This is a genomic window from Pantoea sp. DY-5, assembly GCF_019795955.1.
GTDB classification, from domain to species: domain Bacteria; phylum Pseudomonadota; class Gammaproteobacteria; order Enterobacterales; family Enterobacteriaceae; genus Pantoea; species Pantoea leporis.
Map to the genome: position 1 here is coordinate 1 of NZ_JAIMIE010000010.1, position 22803 is coordinate 22803.

Here is a 22803-nt window from a genome sequence, read left to right on the forward strand (position 1 = left end):
ATCGTAAAGCACTCCGAACCGTAAGCCGTCATCAGTTGCGTCCTCAGCCGGGAAACCCTGGAAAAAGGACGATAAAGCGGACATCTCAATATAGCCAGAGGCGGACATCTGAATTTAGCCACTACAACCAAAGGTCGCATAAAGTTATTTATGTTAAATATCATATAGTTAATCCAATATCGTTATCTGGAATCTATTCTTTTCCTCCCTGTTTTTGCAATCCAACAAGAAATATTCAGGCCACATAGCCCCTTCCCTGCTTCCGGAAAAGCGCATAGCCATCAGCGCGTCGCATGAAGTAACAAGCTTCTGACGCTGTTCCAGCATCAGAAGTTCCAGTTACTAATGCAGATTACAGAGCGAAAATTGCTATAGGTAAGCCTGATTTTTGAGCAGGCTTACCTATAGCAATTGGACACACATCCACACTCTTTATGCCGTTTTCGTTCAGTATGTTTACTAAGCCTCGATTACCACGATTTAGTTGCTTTCTTTGTCAATCCTTTTAAATAGAAGCCATATAAATCATATCGTTGAAACTACGTTCTACAGAATCTAAGATGCGGATGCCCTTAAAAAGGTAAGTGGCTTACGGGCAAGCACGTAGGCCAATCAATTCCCTATATCCCAGTAATGGTGAATGTATGGCTCAAATAATTTTTGAAAGAAACAGAGGTGTTCCGTGGCTACAAGAAAGAGAACGAATGGAGATTCCATCCATGAGCAGTTAAACCAGTTAGAAATGCAGGGGCGTGTTCCAAGTAACATTCGTGAGAAAGGCACTAAACAAATGCGCTGGCAGTGGGACGAATATCCTTCAGGTGTACATTATGGCGCACCGAAGCCCCCAGAACCGTTAGGTCGCTACAACGACCCTACGGGCCGCACAGGTATCTGCTACGCCGCAGATAACGCCGCCGCTGCAATAGCTGAATCGTTGGGAAGAATCTACCAACGTGACCCGGAGAATTTTACTCTTGGTTTGAGCGATTTACACAAGGCTCAGATGTATACGCTAGAGACGACTCGTGATACGAGAACCATCAACATGACGAAGTTGCAGGGTATGTTGCATATTACTGCTGATCAGACGATGGGTGATCGACAGGACATTACACAAACCGTTACCGATTGGGCTGCGAACACTCCAGGGTTACAGTATGACGGAGTTTCGTATAGTTCCAGACATTACGGTGTGGGGATGTGTACTGCCTTCTGGAAACGTGAGGGGGAGACAGGCCCCTTAGCTGATGTCATGAATAGTTCCGTTTATTCACATGTTGATTCGAACCCAGATAATTTCCCTCAAAACTGGCAGGAAGAAAACATTGATGGATTTGAGATTGTGGTGGAAACACTACAGTTTGATGTGACTGCAGATGATTCGTAAATAAAAGGCCCTAAGGGGCCTTTTTTCAATGGGAGGCCTGACGACCGAAGAGAGCTGCTTGTTTTCGGATCTCTTTCATGTGCTCACCTGCCGTGCCGTATTTTTTTAGCGCATCAATGACATTTAAATTTTTTTCATCATCGAAAAAATACATTGCAGTCAGGAACGAGGTTTTGGTGACCGGGCTAAAATCTCCAAGCAACAATAATACTTCTTCCAGCCCTTCAACCATGCGGTTTCCATCAAACTGGAATGCCGGGAATTTGCTCTCGCCTCCTACCTGCACTGCCAGTAATTTGTTTGCTTTCAGTCGATTGTTAATTGTCTGTCTTCTTACACCGAGGATGTCCGCTGCTGTACTTGCCCGGCATGTTCCGCCAAGTCTTTTCAGACGCTCTGCAAATTTGACCGCGCTTTCATTTAGATGATCCATTTTGCGTTTTTCACGCGGCGACATTTCAGAAGACCGGTCTAGTTGGGTTTCAAAAAAAAGTTTAGCCAGCTCGTTATCTGTCATGTTGCGAGCGGTGGTTAGCTGTTTTTTTTCAGCTAGTTTTGCCACTAACTCAACTGCCAGATTTGATAACCGGTCAACCACGACCATTTGCTCTGCTGGCAATGGTTTGCGGGATTCTTTTTGAATAGTGCTAGTCATATTCACCTCTCTTTGACACTTAGATTAGTCACATTAGAGTAAAGTGTCAAATAAAAGCGACTTAAAAATATACAGCCTGAACCGGCGTGTTGCCGCAACAGGGTGTACTCCCACTCTATAGGCTTTTTCCCGTGGATTTCATTTAACTGAGTTACCCTAATGCGATACCACTGAGGCGATAATATAAAAGCCCTAGTCACAGGTATTACATCAATCCTTTACAGGCTCTTGTAGTAGAAAAATGCGCTGAAGGCAGCCTAATGTCCGATCGCCAATCGGGCCCAAGCTGGATTCTGGCTGATTCATGGAGAAAGCCTACTTCAGCCATATGCTGATCCAAAGCCTGAAGACTGCAGCCGGCGACGGCTACATTCACGTGCTCATCGGGCACCTGTCGACGCCCGACCGCCTCATTGCGTTCCGCCTGATGCGCTACGCCGTGGCCGCCATGCAGCGCCACCCCGACGCTGGCCATAAAAAGCTGCCGCTGGTCATCCTCTTGCTGTTCTACACCGGACGGCGCTGGCCGAAAGCCTCTACGGCGCACCGTTCCCGCTGGTCGACGTCACGGTTATCCCGGACGAGGAGATCATGAACCACCCCAGCATGGCGGCGCTTACCCTGCTGCAAAAGCACATTCACCAGCGCGACCGTGACGACCTGCTGGACCGGCTGGCCGCCACCCTGATGGCCGGTCACCTGACGGGACAGCAGCTGGTTTCGCTGATAAACTACCTCGTACAGGCGGGCGAAGCCGACGATGCCGAAGCCTTCGTACGCAACCTGGCGCAGAGAGTGCCGGAGCATGAGGACGAATTGATGACGATTGCACAGCAGCTTGAGCAGAAGGGCCTGGAGAAAGGGCGCATGGAAGGGCGTCAGGAAGGGCGGCAGGAAGGTAAAATGGAGGTTGCCCGCAACCTGCTGGCAAAAGGCATTCCGCTGGAGTCGGTAAGGGAACTGACCGGGCTGTCAGACGACGATCTCGCAAAAATTCGCCACTGATTTGTCCGGGGTAAACGAAACCATGTCCAATGAACTGACGAAATTAATTGACGGCGGCGCCCAGGCTCTGTCGTCCTGGCTGCCGGCAGGGTTACGCACGTTGCTGAATGACGGCGCTCATCTGATGAACTCATGGATGGACATGAATCAGGTTACAGAGCTGACCGGCGTGATCGTGATTGCAGGGCTGTTTATTACCGGGCTCTCGATGATCGGCATTATGCTGGGATCGCCAGCCTCATCGCATCAGAAGTAAACCGGGCCCCTGCCAGGGGGGCTTATGTCCATACCTGCCCCGGACGTCATCGCCTTTCATTCTCCCTTCGGTTCCTTCTGATAAACCGGATCGGTCCCGCGCGGGAACTGCAGTGCCAGATTACGGTAATACTGCAGCCGCTCCCTGAAGTATTCACGCAATTCCTCTGGCTGCTGCCTTTCAGCTTCGGCCGGGATAACGGGAAGGTTAAGGCGCTCTTTGTACGCCACGCCTGAGGCGGCAAGATCCACGTTGACCTTTGCGCGTTCTTCCGTGCTTCGTGCGGCTAAATTGTGTTTCATGTTAAATCCTCCTGACGTCAGTATACCCCGCTATCCTTACAGCAGGAGGTGTCTATGTGTGGACGATTTGCGCAGTACAGCAGCCGTGATGAATATTTTGACGCACTCGGACTGAAACCAGACGAAATCACGTTTGATCCGGAGCCCATTGGCCGCTTCAACGTGGCGCCAGGCACAAAGGTGCTGCTCCTCAGCGAGCGTGAGGATGCGCTGCACCTCGATCCCGTGTTCTGGGGTTACGGCCCGGAGTGGTGGGATAAGCAGCCGCTCATTAACGCACGCGGCGAAACGGCAGCGAGCGGCCGCATGTTTAAGCCGCTGTGGAACCACGGGCGCGCCATTGTGCCGGCTGACGGCTGGTTTGAATGGCAAAAAGAGGGCGGGAAAAAGCAGCCGTTCTTCATCTACCACAGAAAAAAACATCCCCTGTTTTTTGCCGCCATCGGTAAGCAGCCTTACGGACAGGACCACGGTAAGGAAGGGTTTGTCATTGTGACCTCATCGAGCAACCAGGGCATGGTCGACATCCACGATCGCAGGCCGTTAGTGATCGCTGCTGACGCCGTCCGTGAATGGCTGAGTGCTGACACCACACCACGACGGGCAGAAGAAATCGCACGTGATGCGGCCATTCCGGAGAGGGACTTCACCTGGCACCCCATAAGCGCGAAGGTGGGCAACATCCATAATCAGGGTAGTGAGCTTATTGAACCCGTTCAGTAAGAAATACTTCATCCTCGTAAACAAGTAATGAGCAGGCGTACCGAAGCACTAAACCTCTGGCGTACAACAAAAGCGCGGGGAAATGATTGTCTCCGCGGCATTTACTCAGTATTTCCGCTAATAAGAATGCTGTTTAAAGAATCGTCCGGAAGTGATTTATTTGATCAGGGGAATATCACTGAGTCGCGTCGTGTATCTGGGCGAGAGCATTTCTCTTTTCATTTGCCAGCTGCTGTCACGCGCTCCCTGCCCTGCAAACCAGACCTTTCCCCTCCCGGAACGATTTATCTTATCGAGAGCTGACATCAGCGCATCGGCGTTTGCACGCGGCTGCTGTTCGCTGAACATGTCATACTGCGCCACACCCGACTGATAGAAATCGGCCAGACTAACGCCAGCTTTTGCGTACCGGTAGCCTCCCCGCCAGATAGTGCTTAGTCCACTGAGCGCTAACTCAATAATATCGCGCGTGTCATTCGTGGGATAATCGCTGATGCGTGAGGCTGTGTTGGAATACTGAGGCTCACTTCCGTGACGCCCGGTTGCGATCGACACGCTGATATGCCGGCAGTGTGACTGCTGTTCCCTGAGCTTTTCTGCTGCGCGGGTGGCATAAAGCACGACAGCCTGCTGCATATCCTCAGGATGAGTGACGCGCTGGCCAAATGATCGGGAGTTGACGATCTGCTGCTTGGGTGGCGGTGCATCCTCAAGGGCGAGGCACGACTCACCGTTGAGCTCCCGCAGGGTGCGCTCAACGATAACATCAAAGTTTTTACGTATCATACTGACGTTGCTGTCGGCCAGCTGCAGGCCCGTGTTGATGCCCAGCTGGTTCAGCCGGACGCTGATGCGCCGTCCGATACCCCAGATGTCGCTGACGTCGATCAGCTGCAGTAGCTTCCGCTGCCGGCTCCGGTCGGACAGGTCTACAACGCCGTTTGTCTGCGTCCACTTCTTCGCCGCGTAGTTGGCGAGTTTAGCCAGCGTTTTAGTCGGCCCAAACCCAACGCCGATAATCAGCCCGGTTTCCTGCCGGATGCGCGCGCGCATCTGCTGCCCGAACGTCTCCAGCGGAATGAGGCTGCCAATGCCGGTGACGTCAAGAAAGCTTTCGTCAATTGAGTAGACTTCCTGCCCGGCCGCCATCTCCCCCAGTATGGCCATCATCCGCGCCGACATGTCGCCGTACAGCTCATAGTTGGAGCTGAACACGTGCACGCCATTCTCACGAAAGAAGCGTTCGTTCTGGAACAGCGGAGCGGCCATTTTAATGCCCATGCGCTTCGCCTCTGCCGAACGCGCGATAACGCAGCCGTCGTTGTTGGATACCACCACGACAGGCCGGCCCAGGAGGTCGGGCCTGAATATGGTTTCACAGGAAGTGTAAAAGTTGTTGGCATCGGCCAGGGCAAACATGGTCACTCTCCCGCCGGTCCGCTAAACCCCAGGCCGGCCACATCGGTGAGGGAATAGGCCACCACGCCCCAGACGGGCAGCGGCAGGCTCACATCGATAAGCGTGACGGTTTCATCCGCATCCAGCGCCTGCAGGGCGGGAACGGGATTGAGAAGCAGACGCCGTAGCGACAGCTCACCGTCAACCTCCGCCACGATAAGCTGGCCGTGCGATGGCATCAGCGCCCGATCGATGGCCAGCACTGAACCTTTCACGATGCCGGCGTCAGGAAAATCACTGTCGCTGCGCATCAGATAGGTCGAATAGGGTGACAGATGAACGAGGTCACCAAGATTCAGACGCGTCTCAACGTAATTCTGTGCCGGGCTCTGAAAGGCCATCGTTATGCTCCCTTCTTACTCATTAGTGTCTGCCAAATCCCGGGGACACCTCCGGTTTTGTGAGCCAATGGCAGGAGAAAAAACCGTATTGTACTGTCCGCAGTAATTAACCATAACCGCGTGATTTACGTTCGCCAGTTCAGACCGGGCTTATAGTTACAAAATTAAGCGATCACTCAGGTGTTTGGCCATGAATTATGCAAACCAGTATTTTAACGGGTCGTGACAGCAGGACGTAACAATGTGACAGGCCTCAGCCTGTCAGAGGTCTTTTCTTCTGCAGTGCGAGCGAATTAACGAACGATCGGGAAGGGGTGAAATAAACAGCCCGGCAGCGCCGGGGCAGGATTTACCAGGTTTTATCCGGACTCTTTATAAAAGAGCAGCCATGGACGGTGCCATCTATGGCATTACGGCAGTCTTCAGTGCCGCGCGAAGCGAAACTGAAAGGCATCCGGTTTGGCCGCAGCCGCACTCCATCGGAGTGTGTTATCGCAATGCAATATCAGCAGTTTCCATATTCAGTGCAGCTTCAAAAGGCGCTTTTCCCGCTCCCGTAAGCCAGTCTTTCAATGACAACATCGGACCGAACTCTCGCTCTAAGGCGGGGATATCTGCAATACCTGCAACCACGCCGTTATCCACTAGTTCCGTCAGCTTTTTCAGGAACAGGTTGCTCTCCAGCAACGCTTCTGAAAACCGCTGATAGCGAATAGGTCGAGCCGCTGCAAGTGAGAAAGCATGCTCCAAATCTTCGCCGGTGATACTCTGCCCCGAAAGCTCCAACGCCTGGCCCGCGTAACGCTCCGGGTGGCATAGGATCTCGGCATTAATTCGGCCAAGGTCGTCAAGCGCGATCATTTGCATAGGCTGGTTCCTATGCATGAAGTAGGTGAACACGCCCGTATTCAAGCCCATACCTGGCAGCAGCATCATCTCCATAAAGCTGGCCGGACGCGTTATCGTAGCAGAGATCGGCAGGCTGCGAATGTGCTCCTCTATCACAGACTTGCTGTCGAAATGTCCCATGCCAGTCGAGCCTTTTCCCGCCGCCCCGCCGGAAGAGTACACAATGAACTCAACGTTTGCGGCAACCGCACTATCGGCAATTGCCTTGCCCTGCATCACCTCCTGTTCGTCTGATACCAGACCGGATGGCGAGCTGGTCTGCACGCTGAACACACGATTGACGCCCTGCATAGCCCGATCAATCGAGGCACGGTCAAACAGATCGCCAACAACCAGCTGGATACCCTGCTCAGTAAGAGCCCTTGCTTTATCACTCTGCGCATCCCTGACGAAGGCCCGTACCGTTTTCCCCCTGGCTTTCAACGATCTTACCACAGCACCACCCTGTTGCCCTGTAGCACCAAAAACCAAAAATTCTAAAGACTGTTGCATAGCAGTAACCATTAGTAACTATCGAAGGTTCTCATTTTGAACTATCATGATTTTTCCGCAAGACGGCACTTTTTTGATACTAAGTTACAGAGAGATAACTAATGAAGAGCATTCCTGAAGATGCGCAGACCGTGATGCCCGATGAGATTAATGGTCGACCTGTTCTGCATACGACCAGAGGCCCGGTACTGACGCCTTGTGCTCCCGGGAGTGTATTAGCCCGACTGGGTGACAAGTGGACAATTTTGGTTATTTCGTTCTTATCTCTCTATCCCGATACACCGATGCGTTTCGGGATGCTTCGACGGGGCATACCAGACATCTCGCAACGTATGCTGACGTTAACGTTGCGTAACCTTGAACGGGATGGTCTGGTTTCGCGCCACTACTACCCTGAACTGCCGCCTCGTGTCGAATATGAGTTGACTGAACGAGGGCGCTCCATGCTGGAGCCACTTGCTGGTTTTACCCGTTGGATTCGCGACACATGGCAGGATATAGAAGCTTCACGACGCGCCTATGATGAAGCTGAACACAGATCTGACGAAGTTGAAGGTAAAACATTCAGACAGGAATAAAGGGAATGTTAAAAAAATTATATTGATGTCTATGAATCACATACTTAAACAATGAGTTATATCCCGATCGTACGTTTTCGTTCCATTGTCCCTCAAACCACGTTTAAGAATAGCTACAGCAATTGCAGACGGGCATCATACGCGTTTTAAAGTTCGGCAGTATAGGCTCTGAGTAAATACACGCCTTTGAATCAAGGGGTAATGGCCCTGTGCCCAGCATCTCAGATACTCTCAGGCAGGCGAGCAGCGCGCAGCCTGTCCACTGTATGCCGCGTCAGCGGCATGGAGGCGCCAGAAATCGTTAAGGACCACTTTTATGCCATTGGGCGCCGTGAGCCCGGCAGAGCCGGTTACAGGCTCAATGGTGGCGAAAGCCCAACCCCTCCCTGTCTGACGTCGTTTAAGCAGCGGCCTTTCAGTCGCGTATTAGTCTGATGGTCGAAGACGAAAGACAGAGACCGCGGGCCTCAGTATTACAGCAAAGCCTTTGGTAGTTACATCATCCATCTATAAAGCGACACTGTTCCGGCCCACTGGGCCGGGGCGGCGGCGGTTTTCAGGGTGGGTTTCGCTCGGTGCTGAGTGGAGTCTGTTCTTAATGGTTCACCCATGTGAACACCGAGTTCGGTGTAGCTGCAACTGCGCCCTTTTGCCCGCAATTTTGCGGGAGCTACCTTCAGACGCGAAGTGGCTGTACCGAACCGGCGCGAACGTCAGTTCGCTGCGAGGGCGGGCATTTAATTGTTCACAGGGCGCAGCCGTATAGGTTTTGTTTTTTAAAGGTAAGTAATAACGGATCTTTAAAAGAAAGGAGATCGGGTTTTTAAAAGGATCATCGCGGTTTGTAAAAAGTCCGTTCAGTGGTTAAAACCCTCTCCGGCCTGAAGATAAAATACATACCCTCTCGTAGTTAATGTGGATAACTCAGAAACGGTGATTGCGGACGTGAAGTCGGCGTGCTTTTGTGCGCCGGGTCGCATTCCGGCGGTCTGGCTAAACGGCTGATGTGGATGATATTTGTGCGAAAGGCGTTTTGCAGGCATGGGGAGGCCTCCGGCGCAAACCGGATAGCTGAATCCTGGGCAGGAGAAGTGAAAAGCCGGCTTCGGGTGCCGGGAATCAGACAGGGGTAATCCGGCGCTCATGCGCCAGCGTTTTAAGGGGAATGCCGCGACGGCCGTCAGGTCGTGACCAGCAGGTCATCTCCGAGCCGGGCGTAATGGCCGCGCGACAGCTTCATGCGTTCGGTGACGCGATGCTCTATCTCCGCTCTTACCGCGTCGAGGCTGCCAAAGAAGCGACCATTGCGGATTTCTTTCTGCATCTGCAGGCGCACCAGCTGCTCGATGTCCTTGCGCGTACGCGGCGCGTCTTTGCGCGCGCGGTGACGCTTCATGCCGTGTTCACGGCGCGACTTCTGGTACTCACGGAAGCGTTCGCGGACGAACGACCAGGCGGCGCTGATGAGCTCGCCGGCGTCGGCGCGCGGCAGGCCTTTCTTCTCGCGTTGGCGGTTTTCCCACTCGATGCGGCTGCGGCGTGCGGCCGCAACGGCCTCTTCAGACACGTCCAGCACCTGCCACATCAGTGGCATAAAGGTGATGTCCGTCGGGATATTGCAGCCAATCTCTTTGTCGTACTCGGTGTTGTAGGTGAGGAGCTTCAGCTGCGCCAGGAACTGCACGGCACCAGTAAAGCGGGTGATGGAGAGGCGTTTTTTCTCCGTGGCCAGCCCGCAGCGGATGCTCATGGTGGTGAGCGAGGCGCCTACGCGGTTGGCCAGCGGGTTAAAGTAGTGGCAGAGCGCCTGCAGCGACGCCTCCAGCGCGCGCATGCGGAGCTGCGGCGGACGACGACGCCGTTCGCCGCGGGCGATCGACATTGCAACCAGCGTCTGGAACTCGACGCGCTGGGTAAAGCCAGCCGCCTTCTCACGGATTTTTTCGCAGAACGGCAGGGTCTTCTTTCCTTTCTCAGGAATAAATTCCGGATTCGGATTTTTTACCTGCCGGTAAAATGAAGTGTTTTCAGATACCTGTTCAGTCACGCCTTCCTGCGCTTATGTTGCACAGCAGGAGTACGCACAGAAGGTATTGCAGTTTTCCGGGCATGAATCTATACTCCCCGCATAGAGCAACAGCTTCTATGCAGAATAAGTGGGCCCCGTTAGTCTTCTACCTAGTCGCCAAACTGAGGAAGATTATCGGGGTTTCGTTTTTTCTGGCCTTCAGTAATCTGTCAGTACCAGTCTCTTGCCACCTTGCGGCGTGGCCCGCCAGAATTCTTTACGGTTTGCAATCTATCACTTCAACAGACATACGACAAGAAAGTAATACCATTACTTATTGCTAGCTTCAAATGCCTGTTCTAAAAGACGTTCAATATACTCAGCCTGGGTCATGCCTTGTTTGTCACACTCGACCAAAAGCCGGTCTTTTATTGGATTGCGCACAAAAATCTTAACTTCTTTATGGGTCAGTTTTTTTCTGGCCACCGCTGCCTGCTGCTTTTCAGAAGCACTTAACGGATTTCCTTTGCGATATGGGCGCTTAGATCCTGCTGAGGAAGTGACTGCGTTAGCTGGCTGCGACATCTCTGCCTCCTCCACTAAATTCAGAGCGAATTTTGCAGAGGATACTACATAACTCATAAATCAGCGACTTAACTTTAAGCTGGAGTGTGATCGGCGTTGGCGCGCGGACCACTCTCACTTTTGTCAGGCGTAATTCAGTAAGTTGATCGCCAGTCCGTACCGCCATCCCAGCGAGACTGCCAGTGCGTCAGGTACATCTGCGCCAGCGAGGGCACCCCGCGTACGACCAGCGCGTTCTCGGAATTCGACTCTGCTGCGCTCCGGGTATAGTTAAACGAGCCGAGCTCTACGTTCTGGCCATCGGTGATGATCACTTTGTCATGCATGATTTTGTACTGGCCGTTAGTGCGCAGCGTGATGCCGGCGTTGACCACCACGTTCATTGCTGCCTGGCTCGATTTGCTGCGGTTGTCTTTGTCGTCCACCACTACCCTGACGTCCACACCGCGACGTTTTGCCGCGACCAGGGACTTAACGATCGTGGGCGAGGTGAAGCTGTAGCCCATCAGGCGGATACTCTCGTGCGCCTCGTCCAGCGTGCGGAGGACCAGCTGCTCCGCGCTGCCCTCAGGCGAAAATCCGACTTCAATGGAAGGCGTCGCGGCTGATGCGTACGCAACAAAGCTCAGCGAGGTCGCCATAGCGATCGCTGCAAACGTTAATTTCATGTTTTATTCCTTCAGTAAGCCGGCAGTGGCCGGCAATAAGTCGGATGATTCATGTCGCAGAGGCAAAAAAAGAGGGCCTTAAAGGCCCCTAAAGGGATCAGCATTACAAACGTTTATTTAAGCAGTGGCAGACTGTGGAGCAGTCTCACGGTTGTTATCGGACTCAGGCTAAAATGCTTTAGCCCTTTCGCTTCAAATAACCATACGTGACAACCGGTTAGCTAAACGTTTTAGTATTTTCAGCCGCCTGCGCCACATAGTTCTGCGCGGCTTTTTCAATTGCCTCGCGCCCCACGCCCATCAGACGGGGCTGGCGCAGCCGGACCTTATAGCCCCGTCCCCGCGCAGGCAGGCTTTCCAGCACCATGTGCCAGAGTATTGCCGAGCGCACCGCGGCTGAGGGAGCCCGCTTCCAGCTGTATTCGCACTCGAGGGAGAATTCACAGACGGCGGCAAGCGCCGGGTCTGTCAGCACCAGCCCACGGGTATCCTGCGCGGCCGGGGGTGCGTCCAGGACCTGCAGAATGTGCTGAACCCGGTCGGCCCGCACGTAGCTGCGGCGACGGCGATAAGGCATGGTGGCCAGCAGCCGGGCTTCAGATGGCGGGCTGACCTCCATAAAGCGGTTAATGCGCACCGCCTCCTTCGTGAACTTGTCGGCATCGCTGATATAAAGCGAGCTGCCGCGCACAACCTGCCCCCTGAAAAGCGTGACGTTCTCACCCTCCTGCAGCGCCTGCACCTCCTCCACGTCGACCTTTTTCTTTTCGCTCACCTGCAGGCGCGGATCATCGCTCAGGCCGCTCCCGAGGATACTGCCCTGCTGCACCAGCGCACTCATATGCGCGCGGTATTCGGTGCCGGCCATCAGCTGCAGGATTTCCAGCGTGTCCTTCGGATCCATAATTTTGCCGGTGATGCGCACGCCCATGTTGGCAATCAGCGTCCACACCGCGTCGCCTGCCGCCGTCTTCAGACGCTGCACCTCCTGTCCGGCCAGCAGCAGGCAGTAGCCCAGCGAGCGGATCTGCGTGGCCAGCTCGCCGAGCTTCTCGCTGTAGCCGGCGCCCACCTCGTCAATAATCCAGAGCAGCGGAAAGCGGTCCTTAAACTTCCGCACCTTCATGTTCTCGTCCGGACGCCCTTCCAGCTTTTCGCCAAGGTCCTGGCTTAATATCATGGCCAGCTGCGACTGATAGAGGCGGCCCAGCGTGCTGCTTTCCGTGGCGGACAGCTCCAGCGCCGGCACCAGCACGATCAGGATACGGTCATTGTGGACCACGTCTCTCAGGTCGATGTCGCCCGCGTCGCGCGCAAAGACGTGGCCGTAGGTGTCGTTGAACAGGCTCAGCATGCGCGTGTACTGCTGCATCAGATAGCCGTGCTGGCGGTTCGACTCTGGGTCCCACTCGGACGGCGTGGCCACCTTGTCCATCTCAAAGGCGGTCAGAGTGCTGAGGTAGTTTTCCAGCGCCACGCGGATTTCCTCGTGCCACTGCTCCTCAACCGCCTGCACGTAGAGTCCTGCAATTTTACGCAGCGGCAGGTGGGCCTGGATAGTGCGCTGCGACATCACGGATCCCTCGCGCCGGCACTTATAGACAAGCGCGATCACCAGCGCCTGGTTCATCGAGCGCGCCTTCTCCTGCCACTCGCCGCCGCTGCTGCCGGTTTTGGGCAGCATGGAATCCATCAGGTTGATGGTGTAGGTTTCCTGCGCGATGCCGAACACGTTGGTGGTATTCGTCTGCGGGCGGCCCTTCACGTCTTCCAGCAACTCCTGCGCGCGGGAGCGACCACCGGTGATGAAATTCATCATGCGCAGGTCGTCCTCACGGCCGAAGCGGCGCGCCATGGACATCATGGCCAGCGCCACGTCGTTCTGCGCCTTGTGGTCAGAGAAAATGACGCCCTTACCCCAGCACAGCGCGTTAAACACCCAGCCCAGCAGCGTCTCCGTTTTACCGGCACCGGTGGTGCCGAACATCAGCACATGGCGGGTCAGGTCATCCATGGAAAGCCACAGCTCCCGCCCGGCGTCCCTGCCGCGCAGGTAGCCGGCGTACAGGATACCGGCCGCGCGGCTGGTGTGAATGCGCACGGTGGCCACCGGCAGAAAGCCCAGCACCTTTGCCGGCACCTTTCGCTCGGTAGACGGATCGTCCCGGTTGATGTCGGTCGGCATGCGCATCGGCATCTTCCAGCGGCCGGCGGGCGCCACGACCAGCGCCCAGAACATCAGCACCGGCAGGCTCAGCACCAGCGTGGCGGGCCAGACGATGCCGGCCACCACGGCGGCCAGCATCCCCCAGGCCAGCGTGCCGGTTTCGCTCAGCACGTCGATGAGCCACGAGCGGCCGACGTGCCGGTTGACGCGCGCACTGTCGAGCGCAGCGTTATTGTCCGCCATGATCGCCTCCGTTTAAAAAGTCCGTGAGCGCCGCTGGCGAGCTCAGTACGCTCTGCGGCACGTAGCGGCCGTCGTCTGAAATCGTCCAGGGGGTACCAGGCAGCCGGTAGGCCCGGAAGGCCACCTCGTTGACGCCGATTGCCCCGCGCGCCGTTTCGGCCTGCGTCTCGTCTGTGATCGCCGGCACAGTCGGGGTGGCGCCCGGCACGCCAATACCCGCGTCAGCGGAAAACAGCTGCTTCCAGGCGGCAGGACGTTCAGCCTCGGGCAGCGCCATCAGCGGCGTCAGCGTTTTCAGGGACGCCTCGCGGCCCTCGATGGTGACCGGGAAAATCACCACGTTGACCGTGCCGGCAGCAGTTTCAAAGTGGCGCTCCATGCGCTGGCAGTTCGGGCATGCCGGGTCGGCGAACACGTAAATCGTGCGCGCGTGGCCGGATGACAGCGGTACGGTGAACAGCCCTCGTGATGCCGCATTATGAAGTTTTGCTGGCAGCTCCGCGCGCACGCTCTGCGGAAGGTCCCAGCCGTCGGCTGCGGCGGCGGACGGCTGCTCCCGCGGCGCAGGCGGTTGCAGTACCGGACGGTCAGGTTGCACGTCATTCTGGTTCGGCATCAGTACCGGGGCACTCCGCTCAGCGGATGTGTTGCGGGCAGGGCCGGCTACTGAATTGAACACCGGCCGGGCATCCACTGTAGTGAGAAGACGGGAGCCTGAAGACGAAAGCAAGCCGAAAGCCATGACGGCTACTGTCAGCAAGGCACCCGTCAGACAGGCCGCTGCAAGGACGCAGCCGTACTTCGTGAGTCTCCGGCTGCGTATACGCTTACTCTCTGTAGTGGTCAGCAGGTCAGAAATACAGCGCAGCAACTGCGCCGCGTCATCGCCGCGATAGAGCGGAGCCAGCCCATCCTGTGCGTTCTGCGCGTACAGGCCGTCGCCGTGCAAGACAAACCACGGCTTCTTCTGGAGCGAGCAAACAAACAGCGTGGTTAAACCTCGCCCTGTCAGCGAGTCCGCACCCACATTTTCGTCAGTCTGAAAGCGGTGGGCGCTAAGCAGGTCGCCGGTAATTTCAGCCCCGAACGGGCCCTCTCTGCGTGAAGTTGTCATCATCAGATCCTTGTCTCAGCGCGCGCCGGCGCCGTCAGAAAATTCGTCTTCGCCCTGTCCGGGCAGATAAAGTGCGTCAGGGAACGGTATTTCGCGCTGCGGTTTCGCGCGTTTCGGCCGCGCGTCTCGCGGGTATACGAGCCCCAGCGACTCGAGCTCAAGCTGCAGCCCGGCCACTGCCTCATCCGTCATCAGCGGCGGGCGCGGCAGATTCATGCGGGCGGCCATCCGCTCCGCGCGCGCCTGCGCCACGATGCCCGCCCCCTCCACGAACACCTTGGCGGTGTCGGCGGTGTGAAGTCCGTACCACAGCGTGCGGTCGCAGCCCTTCAGCCAGCGAAAGCGCGCTGGCGGCAGGCGGAGGTCGCGTCCGTAGAGCCCGGCCAGCGCGGAGCGCACCGTCCCGTGCATGTTCAGCCACTCGCTGACGCCCGGGCTGGCCAGCACGCTGGCCACGTGCTTTTCTGCAACCTGCCAGTCGGGCACGCTGCGAAATTCCGGCGCGCGAAACAGCCGGCGGGTCATGCAGGAGCGGTTCAGGTCATCCAGCAGCGTGGTGGCCGCCTTCCTGTCACCGGTGAACACCTGCAGGCCAAAGACGGCCAGCAGAGCACGCTCATGCGGCTGCCACTGGTCAGGTGACGTCATGGCCGGCCCGTTCTGTGCATCGAATAAGGCTGTTGCCGCGTCACGATCGAGCACGCGGCGCTTGATCAGCCCGTGCTGCTCCGCAAACTCTTCGGGCTTCAGCGCCCAGGCGTTTTCCGGCGTGGTGTCGTTCATGAGCCCGTCACCGCGATGCCCGGACAGAACCGGAATGACGGAAGGCGCGAAGGTGGCCATTACACGCGGCAGCGAATGGATATCGATCGCGCGCCGGCTGCGAAAGCCCAGCGCAGGATGACGCGCCAGCGCCCAGCTGGTCACCGCGACTAACGGCATCATGGGCACGAAAAGGATGCCGGCGGTGAGGTTCATCACGTCGCGCCATTCGGTCAGCTTCACCGACTCCGCGCCGTTGCCGGTGGCGGCGAGCAGGTTGATGCGTTCGGCGGCGTAGCCGTGAATCTGCGGAAAGTCGGCGAAGCGCCACAGCCAGTAAAGGAACCAGCAGCTCCAGCGCACAAAGTCAGCAAAGAAAAGCCAGCAAAGCAGCAGCGTCAGGCCAAGGGTGATCATCACCATGGCCGGCTCGTTACTGCCGGTGGCGTTCGGATTAGAGGTGTACATGTGAGAGTTTCCGGGACCGGAGGCGGACGCAAGGACCCGCCAGACTGCAGATAAGAAAACACCGGCGCGGGGCCGGTGTCAGAGGAAAAGCGTCAGAATGTCGGGATAAATCAGACGACCTGCGGGACCACCACGTTGTGTTCGAACTCCACAAAGCGGCTCTGACGGCCAACATACTCCGGCCACGGCTCCTGCGGGAACGATTCTGAATAACTCTTGTGACTCATAGCGCTGATCGTATTAAACAGCTCTTTGGCTACGGTCGGATGCGCATTAATACTTAGCACCGGTACCTCAGGGTTTCTCGTGTTCAACCGCAGCGTACTACCTTCCAGTTCGCTGTCCGTCCAGTCACGCATGGTGAGGCCGATAACGTCGACAACGCCCTTTTTCACCATGTGGATGTACAGAAGATTGCCGGACCTGATATCGACACCCAAATATTTACCGCGGCCCGCATCCATAACCTGATGGTGCTTCTGTGGACTGAAACGTTCGTCACTGCTGAGCATGGTGACCATCTGTTTAAGCTGGCGACGACGACGAATGATGCTGACACGGCGGAAGCCTAAAGGAAAAATAATTCCACACCACACGAAAAGAAATAGGAAACCCAAGCCTGAACCTGGTTCAGAAGGACCGTTGTTTGAGTAAATAATTACACTTGCAAAGGCTAAAAAAACAAGGCTTGGCAGTCCCAAAAAATAATAAAGCACACGAATTAGAGCCCAACTAGAATCAACCCAGTTATCATGACGTTGAATGGTTTTCATGGCATCCTCCTGCCGCAATTCCTCTGATTAAATTATACGCACGACTGTAAATAAAGCCAGGTATAATTATCTAACTCCGTCTTTATTACCGGGCCCTTCAGGATTGGTAACTTTCTGAAGACCCGGCGTTATGCGAGCACCGCCACCTGCGCCGGCAAACATCCCTTTGACGTCTTCCACCAGTCCGCCCATGATGCCGGCCATACCTGCACCGCCCAGGAAGGTAATAACGTAATCGGCAAGCGTAGCCTGCAGCCCGAATACGCGCGTCACGCCAAATGTCGCAATGCGGGCGTAGATCAGCAGCCATCCCACCATTTTGAATAACCCGATGATTGAGTCGGCGTTAGCGTTGGCCAGCGCGGTTCCAAACAGCAGGTTTAAGAGCGTTCCCCCAGCCATAACGGCAACAGAAGCAAAAAAGAATCCGAGCACCATCAGAGAAGGACGCAGCATCATGTCGATTAGGAAGATATAGCCGTACGCACTGCGGCTGCCCTTATCCTCTTCGGCACCGAGGTGGGTCGCTGACCACATAGGTCCGGCAGCACACCCCACCATGACGCTGACCAGCCAGTTAAATACCCCTACCATCCAGTACAGAAAGGGTACAGCTGGCAAAAATACCGCCAGTGAAAAACCCACTGCAAATAAGAGCAACAGCAGGAAATAAAATGGCGGTGACAGTTCAGTCAGAACATCTTTAGCCGCTGCAGTTACGTTGAACGGGAGTATTCTTCCAACGGTGCCCAATAGTGAATTATCAGCAGCGGAAGCCGCCGCGTAGACAAGAGTGTAAGTTGTTAATGCACTCTCGCTTGCCAAGAGTGTGTAGTCACCTATGGTCTGCATCTTGATAAGAGGATTAACTTGGTGTGAAAAATCCGCATCAGTACCAAATTCTCTATTGGCAAAATAAGTAGTGATTTGCTGCATAGGCGATTTGAAAATACCGGTGAATACAGCATCAGGATCTGCTGCGTTCGCTGCTGCGCCGTCATCTTTAGCTGTCTGCGATCCCAGAGGCGCCGTGTAAGTGCTGTTCTGTACCTGCGATCGATACGCGGTGAATACCTGATGAAACAGGTCACCGGTTCCCGTTTCGCCATGCAGACTGGCCCCTGACGTCACCGGTGCCGCATTGGCCACTTCGTTCGTTTTGCTGTTGGCCGTCGCAAAGGTGTTGTACCAGGCACCCAGTGAAATCCAGCCGTAGGTTTTAAGCTGCGTCGTCAGCTGACTCTGCAGCGAGTCTTTGTAGTTCAGCTGATTAAGCGCGTTGTTGACCGTGGTTTCATACGCGGCCGCCGCGTTCTGAATGGTGGTCTCCGGATCGCTCAGGGTGCCGGTATCCTGATCGCGCCGGCTGAGATAGGCATCGACGTAAGCCTGCGCGGCGGTATCGAGCGTGGACTGCATGGTGTCCAGCGCCCCCCGCGATGCCGTCGTGACGCTCGCCGTGTTCACGGCCGATCCAAACAGGCTGTCCATAACACCCGTTGACGGCTCGGGGATGCGGGCGCTGCCGCAGAGCGCGCTGCCGTTGCCCGTGGTGTAGTCGCCGTTTCCGCCCTTTGTTTCCATCAGCGCCGTTCGCGCCTGCCCATCCTGATAGAGGGAGGACAGCTCGCGGTTGGTCGCGTACTTACATAGGTTCATCTCGAACACCGCGCGCGCCGCCGAACGCGTGGAGGGTGCCGTGGGCTGGACGACCAGCGACATCCCGCTGCTTATCATGTCCGCAGCCTTGTCGGTAAACAGGTTCGCGCTGCCGATGCCCATGGTGGAGGCCGCCCACAGCATCACCAGCTGCGACAGCGACCAGCCGGACGAGGTCGGCACGAGCGTGATAAAGCCGGCAAAGCTCATCACGGGATGCAGCATGGTACGGCCGGCGCTGAATACCTTGCCGTCCTGCCCACCTTTGAACACCGTCTTCAGCGTCACTATGAGGAACCACACCAGCGCAACCGAGCAGAGCACGCCGTTCAGCAGCGCAAACAGCGAGCCGATTAGCGTGACCTGCCCGGGCTGAAACGGAGTAAGCACCACGTCGCCGAATATCATTACCAGCGCCTGCCGGGACAGGTCACCGGTCTTGCTGGCGGCATCGCTGATGGTCTGGTAGTCCACGCCGTCGGCAAACGCCGGGCAGGACGCGGCGCACAGCAGAGCCGCCGCCTGAATTTTTGTCAGTAGCTTCATGGTTTACCTGTGGGTCAGGGGATGACCTGAGTGAAAAGTGTTGGGGATGGCAGTGTGTGAAAAGCAGGCGGGCTGAATACGCTTAACGTTACTCCACGAACCGCCACACGTGCATCGGCACGCGATCGAAAAGCCTGCCGGCGGCGAGCTCCGCCCTGCGGTGGTCCCAGGCACAGGTCATCGCATACTCGTCCGCCGGGTCACCGCTGTATTTCAGCATCTCGTAAACCTTCTCCAGCGTGTCGGGCGACTGGTGACGCCGGAACTTCAGCAGCCATTCATCACGGGTCATGAGCTCTCTCCGTTCGATACGCGCCTCAGGGCGCTGACAAACCGGCTGACCGCAGCCGGCTCAAACAGCAGCTGCCCTTCGGACCTGACCGGCACCGGCAGCGTGATACCGCGCAGGCGCTTACGCCGGCTGACGGCCTGCCAGAGCGCAAGCGGCGCTATGCCCGCCTCTCTTGCAAACGCATCGAGCGGTATCAGCGGTTCCCCGGAGGGCGCGGGATGATCAGCAGGCTCCCGGGCGTGCCAGCGCGCCGCAAACGCCGTGGCTTCCGCATGATCGAACATCAGGGCCGCACCGCGCACCTGCCTGCGTGCAGGCAGCAGCATGCCGTCCAGCTCGCCCGTAGTGCGCACAGCGTGAAGCAGTTCTCCCGGCCGCACTCTCAGCAGGCCGGCTAACACATCAAGCCGCATATACATGGCTTCTCTCCTTTTTCAGAGTCCCGGCAGCTGACCTGCCAGCCAGAGCAACGGCGTGAGAACGAGCGTGACGCCTGCAGGAAGCAGCAAAATTAACAGCAGATACCGCCACAGCGATTTCGCAGCAGCGTCTTCCTTCACCGGAAGCAGTAGCTCAATGGCGTACTCAAGCGGTGTGATCTCCTGCTCAGCCACGCCAGAGACACGCAGGCTGTGCCGCGCTTTACGCAGCTGGCTGAGTGCCTCAGTGCTGTGCTCCTGTGCCGTGAAATCATCCTGCTCCCGACTGGCGCGCCGTGCGCCGTGCAGCAGGTTTGAAATGGTCTCCTTGCGATCACCCAGACTGGCGTTATCCAGTAGCGTAATCACCCGGATAAGAAGCTGTTCGCGTGTTTGATTTCGCATGCACAGTATCCTTAAAGCAGGCCGCCGCTCAGCACCTGCCGGCACCAGCGCGTCTCCTGCAGAAAGTCCTGAAAACTGCCCTTCTCTGACGCCGACACCCGCTTTTCCGTCAGCTGCCACAGGCGGAAGCTGGTGACCAGCGCCTGCACGAACCCGGTCGCCGCCAGCAGCATCAAAACGAGCATCACGCAGCCCACGCGCAGCCAGCCGGTCCCGCCGATGCTGCTGCCCGCGGCAGTCAGCATCAGCAGGAATCCCACTACCGGCAGGCCGGTGAGCCACATCAGCCCCCACCATATCCAGCGGCTGACGCGCAGGTTACGCGCAAGGCGGGCGGGCGGAAGCCCGCTGTCCGCCACCGCCTGCGACCAGTCAGCGGGGCGGTAATCTCCGGCGCCGCGCCCTGCCGTGACCTCGCGAAGGCGCTGCCACAGGCGCGAAACGTTGCGCCCGGCGTGGCGGCTCCAGCTGGATACCTCCCACGCCGGCAGGACAAAGTTCAGCGCTATCCAGCCCACGCGCTTCGGCGTGATGCGGGACTTCTTTGCGCTCCCTTGCGGAGCGGCTGAATCAGATTCATTCACAGGGGATCTCCTTCTGCGGACAGGGTTGGCTCAGCGAGCGAAAACGTGACGTGGTGAAGCGCCGCCAGCGCCTGCAGCGCGTTAAAGACGAAGCCGTACACGGACGTCAGCGCCTCACTTTCCATGCAGCGGATGTCGGGCGTCAGGAAGATAATCTGTCCCGGACGCTGGCGCAGCGCGCTGAGGCTGAATCCCGGCGCGCCCGTGAACGTCTCCGCCACGTGCGGGTGGTGGAAGATGGCCATGCGACCGCGGATAGCCAGAACAGACTCGCCGGCGCCTTCATGCGTCAGCAGCGCGCGCGCCGCCTGCAGCGCCGGATGGTGCGGATACTGACGGCTCCAGCGGGCGATAGCCGTCCACAGGTCGTCAGCCCACAGCTGACCAGCCAGCGCACCGAGCCCGGATGAGCGCCCGATGAAGTGGGCCGTGTCGTCCGCGAACGCCAGCACGCAGGCCATCAGGCTGCGCGTCAGGTCGCTGTGCCCGTCTGCCGGAAACAGCGCGGCGGCCAGCGCCTCGCTCCCGACCGTGGCGGGCACGTGGCGCAGCGCGCTCAGCACGTCCCATACGTCGCCCTCCTGCGTCTGTCCCGGCGCCAGGCGCCACGCCTGCCACAGCGTTTTCCAGCGCGGCGCCTGCCAGAAGGCCTCCCACAGCGCGCCGCAGGGGTCCAGCACCAGAACCGGGCCGGCGGCCGCGTCCAGCAGGGAAGAAAGCGCGCCGGCGTCCGGCGCGAAGGTACCGCTTGTCGTCATGGAATGCTCCGTAGGGATTACTTAGCGCTCACGCCGGCGCTCATCTGCGAGGACAGCGCCTGCAGCTGCGGGGCGTATTCATTTTTTGCCGCCAGCGCCAGCTGCTGGCCGCTGATGATGTTGGCCTGACGCAGTTCGTTTTTGATGCCGAGCGCCAGCCAGTTGGCCAGACTCTGCTGGCGCGCCATCTCGCGTGCCAGGTTATCGCCGTCCATGCCCTGCAGGTCGGTGACCCACGCGGTGTTGGCGTAGCGGCGGCCCACCTCGAACGCCTCAAACTCGCGCTCGCTCATGGTGCCGGTCTGCTTTGCCTGCGCTGACGCGGTCTGCTGGAAGTAGCTTTCCGCCGACGGCGCCTGCCGCGCCTCGGTGAGCGCCGCCTGCGTGGCGTCCTGCGGCTGACTCGCCGCCACCATGTCCAGCTGCGGCTGCATCGCCGCGCTCTGCATCGCCTTGTACTGCGTGAGCAGGCCCTGATACTCCTGACCGGTGGCGGTCTGGATTTCACCCTTGCCCGGCGTGCGTCCGGCGTCGAGCTTCGCAGAGTTGTTCACGTAGGCCATCGCCGCATCGGTCTGCGCCTGGGTGAAGGTGAGCTCGGGGTCTTTACCCGCCGGGCCCGCCCCGTCGTAAAGCGATCGCGCCTCGGTGTCGCCGCCCGGAAGCTCCGAGACGCCCGGGCACAGCCCGGTACCGCCGTACAGCTTCGCCTCCTCCGCCGTACAGTAGCCCGCGTGAATAAGCGCGCTGCGATAGCCGCCCTGCCGGGGCGAGGTGGGCAGGCTTGCCAGCGTCTCCCGCACGACCGCACTCGACACGCCGCTGCCGCCGGCAAGCTTTGACGCCGCCGCGCGGGTTGCCTGGCTCACCTGCGCGGCCGTCCCGGAGGCCGACTCGCTGCAGATGCTGTCCGGCACCGTGTAGGCCGCCCGGGCCTTCTCCAGCCGGTCCGCCTGACGGTTAAAGTTCTCCGCTTCGCGCTGGGTGCGCGCCGCTTCCGTAATGGCCGTGGTGGTTTTGTCCGAGGACTGCACCACCGCCGTGCCGGTCTCCTTCTCCGCCGACAGGATTTCAGCCAGCGTGGCCTGCATGGTCTGCAGCGCCGGCACGACGAGTAGTTCTGTCGGGGCGCTGGTTACGACTTCTACGGGCATGGCGAGCGCTTTCGGCGCCAGCGCCGCCAGCACGCAGGCGGCAAGCAGCCGGCGCCCCGCGGGGCGCCATGGTGTGGATTTATGCATGT

The 22803-nt window shown here is 57.6% G+C and carries 24 protein-coding genes and 1 pseudogene; 5 read left to right on the top strand and 20 right to left on the bottom strand.

All coding sequences use genetic code 11. The features are described 5' to 3' along the window. The first annotated feature begins 682 nt into the window (after positions 1–682). The gene (locus tag K5Y30_RS23210) at positions 683–1390 is read left to right on the top strand and encodes an RES domain-containing protein (RefSeq protein ID WP_370634238.1); all 708 of its coding nucleotides are present in this window, start codon (positions 683–685) and stop codon (positions 1388–1390) included. A gap of 25 nt (positions 1391–1415) precedes the next feature. Here the strand turns inward: K5Y30_RS23210 and K5Y30_RS23215 are convergent, their stop codons facing one another. Beyond that, the gene (locus K5Y30_RS23215) at positions 1416–2045 is read right to left on the bottom strand and encodes a DNA-binding protein (RefSeq protein ID WP_222213578.1); all 630 of its coding nucleotides are present in this window, start codon (positions 2043–2045) and stop codon (positions 1416–1418) included. 328 nt (positions 2046–2373) lie between these two features. On the opposite strand from K5Y30_RS23215, the pseudogene K5Y30_RS23220 reads away from it, so the two are divergent. Together K5Y30_RS23220 and K5Y30_RS23225 are read left to right on the top strand one after the other, a co-directional pair. Beyond that, a pseudogene (locus K5Y30_RS23220) lies at positions 2374–3050 on the top strand (Rpn family recombination-promoting nuclease/putative transposase). A 22-nt stretch (positions 3051–3072) separates the two neighbouring features. Next, positions 3073–3306 (top strand): hypothetical protein, encoded by a 234-nt coding sequence (locus K5Y30_RS23225; protein WP_222213580.1) that lies wholly within the window; start codon positions 3073–3075, stop codon positions 3304–3306. Positions 3307–3362: 56 nt separating this feature from the next. Here K5Y30_RS23225 and K5Y30_RS23230 read toward each other — a convergent pair whose 3' ends face one another. Next, positions 3363–3608 carry a DNA polymerase III subunit theta gene (locus K5Y30_RS23230; protein ID WP_222213582.1) on the bottom strand — a complete coding sequence of 82 codons (246 nt, stop codon included), beginning with the start codon at positions 3606–3608 and terminating at the stop codon, positions 3363–3365. A gap of 54 nt (positions 3609–3662) precedes the next feature. Between K5Y30_RS23230 and K5Y30_RS23235 the strand changes: the two genes are divergently transcribed. Further along, positions 3663–4331 (top strand): SOS response-associated peptidase family protein, encoded by a 669-nt coding sequence (locus K5Y30_RS23235; protein WP_222213584.1) that lies wholly within the window; start codon positions 3663–3665, stop codon positions 4329–4331. Between the two features lie 156 nt (positions 4332–4487). On the opposite strand, the gene umuC is transcribed toward K5Y30_RS23235, so the two are convergent. From umuC to K5Y30_RS23250, 3 genes are all read right to left on the bottom strand, one after another. Next, a complete protein-coding gene (umuC, locus tag K5Y30_RS23240) occupies positions 4488–5750 on the bottom strand; it encodes a translesion error-prone DNA polymerase V subunit UmuC (RefSeq protein ID WP_222213587.1) in 1263 nt (420 codons plus the stop codon). 2 nt (positions 5751–5752) lie between these two features. Further along, positions 5753–6130, bottom strand: a complete 378-nt coding sequence (locus K5Y30_RS23245) for a peptidase (RefSeq protein ID WP_222213589.1) — start codon at positions 6128–6130, stop codon at positions 5753–5755. A gap of 489 nt (positions 6131–6619) precedes the next feature. Next, complete coding sequence (locus K5Y30_RS23250; RefSeq protein ID WP_222213591.1) at positions 6620–7531, bottom strand: NmrA/HSCARG family protein; 912 nt, start codon at positions 7529–7531, stop codon at positions 6620–6622. 101 nt (positions 7532–7632) lie between these two features. Between K5Y30_RS23250 and K5Y30_RS23255 the strand changes: the two genes are divergently transcribed. Further along, on the top strand, positions 7633–8109 hold the full coding sequence (locus tag K5Y30_RS23255) for a helix-turn-helix domain-containing protein (protein ID WP_304623924.1): 477 nt from the start codon (positions 7633–7635) through the stop codon (positions 8107–8109). Between the two features lie 1180 nt (positions 8110–9289). Here K5Y30_RS23255 and repA read toward each other — a convergent pair. The 15 genes from repA to traW form a co-directional block, all read right to left on the bottom strand. Beyond that, positions 9290–10156 (bottom strand): plasmid replication initiator RepA, encoded by an 867-nt coding sequence (repA, locus tag K5Y30_RS23260; RefSeq protein WP_222213593.1) that lies wholly within the window; start codon positions 10154–10156, stop codon positions 9290–9292. Beyond that, positions 10149–10220 carry a RepA leader peptide Tap gene (tap, locus tag K5Y30_RS24975; protein WP_072034413.1) on the bottom strand — a complete coding sequence of 24 codons (72 nt, stop codon included), beginning with the start codon at positions 10218–10220 and terminating at the stop codon, positions 10149–10151. The genes repA and tap overlap by 8 nt, the downstream gene beginning before the upstream one ends. A 227-nt stretch (positions 10221–10447) precedes the next feature. Next, a complete protein-coding gene (locus K5Y30_RS23270) occupies positions 10448–10702 on the bottom strand; it encodes a replication regulatory protein RepA (protein WP_222213595.1) in 255 nt (84 codons plus the stop codon). Positions 10703–10836: 134 nt separating this feature from the next. Then, positions 10837–11370, bottom strand: coding sequence for a phospholipase D family protein (locus K5Y30_RS23275; RefSeq protein WP_222213597.1), 534 nt, complete (start codon positions 11368–11370; stop codon positions 10837–10839). Positions 11371–11587: 217 nt separating this feature from the next. Further along, positions 11588–13780, bottom strand: coding sequence for an F-type conjugative transfer protein TrbC (trbC, locus tag K5Y30_RS23280; protein WP_222213599.1), 2193 nt, complete (start codon positions 13778–13780; stop codon positions 11588–11590). Further along, on the bottom strand, positions 13767–14897 hold the full coding sequence (locus K5Y30_RS23285; protein ID WP_255606768.1) for a thioredoxin fold domain-containing protein: 1131 nt from the start codon (positions 14895–14897) through the stop codon (positions 13767–13769). The genes trbC and K5Y30_RS23285 overlap by 14 nt, the downstream gene beginning before the upstream one ends. Before the next feature lie 12 nt (positions 14898–14909). Next, a complete protein-coding gene (locus K5Y30_RS23290) occupies positions 14910–16124 on the bottom strand; it encodes a conjugal transfer protein (RefSeq protein WP_222213600.1) in 1215 nt (404 codons plus the stop codon). Between the two features lie 110 nt (positions 16125–16234). Then, positions 16235–16897 (bottom strand): plasmid IncI1-type surface exclusion protein ExcA, encoded by a 663-nt coding sequence (gene excA / locus K5Y30_RS23295; RefSeq protein WP_222213602.1) that lies wholly within the window; start codon positions 16895–16897, stop codon positions 16235–16237. 66 nt (positions 16898–16963) lie between these two features. Next, positions 16964–19102, bottom strand: a complete 2139-nt coding sequence (locus K5Y30_RS23300; protein WP_222213604.1) for a DotA/TraY family protein — start codon at positions 19100–19102, stop codon at positions 16964–16966. 88 nt (positions 19103–19190) lie between these two features. Continuing rightward, positions 19191–19394 carry an Hha/YmoA family nucleoid-associated regulatory protein gene (locus K5Y30_RS23305; RefSeq protein ID WP_222213606.1) on the bottom strand — a complete coding sequence of 68 codons (204 nt, stop codon included), beginning with the start codon at positions 19392–19394 and terminating at the stop codon, positions 19191–19193. Then, positions 19391–19813 carry a hypothetical protein gene (locus K5Y30_RS23310; protein ID WP_222213608.1) on the bottom strand — a complete coding sequence of 141 codons (423 nt, stop codon included), beginning with the start codon at positions 19811–19813 and terminating at the stop codon, positions 19391–19393. The genes K5Y30_RS23305 and K5Y30_RS23310 overlap by 4 nt, the downstream gene beginning before the upstream one ends. Before the next feature lie 15 nt (positions 19814–19828). After that, positions 19829–20218: a hypothetical protein gene (locus tag K5Y30_RS23315; protein ID WP_222213610.1), complete on the bottom strand. Its 390-nt coding sequence runs from the start codon at positions 20216–20218 to the stop codon at positions 19829–19831. 11 nt (positions 20219–20229) lie between these two features. Further along, positions 20230–20802 carry a conjugal transfer protein TraX gene (gene traX, locus K5Y30_RS23320; protein ID WP_222213612.1) on the bottom strand — a complete coding sequence of 191 codons (573 nt, stop codon included), beginning with the start codon at positions 20800–20802 and terminating at the stop codon, positions 20230–20232. Beyond that, positions 20799–21560 carry a prepilin peptidase-dependent protein gene (locus tag K5Y30_RS23325; RefSeq protein ID WP_222213614.1) on the bottom strand — a complete coding sequence of 254 codons (762 nt, stop codon included), beginning with the start codon at positions 21558–21560 and terminating at the stop codon, positions 20799–20801. The genes traX and K5Y30_RS23325 overlap by 4 nt, the downstream gene beginning before the upstream one ends. A gap of 17 nt (positions 21561–21577) precedes the next feature. Further along, entirely contained in the window at positions 21578–22801 is a 1224-nt protein-coding gene (gene traW / locus K5Y30_RS23330) for a conjugal transfer protein TraW (RefSeq protein WP_222213616.1), read from the bottom strand. Between the last annotated feature and the right edge of the window lie 2 nt (positions 22802–22803).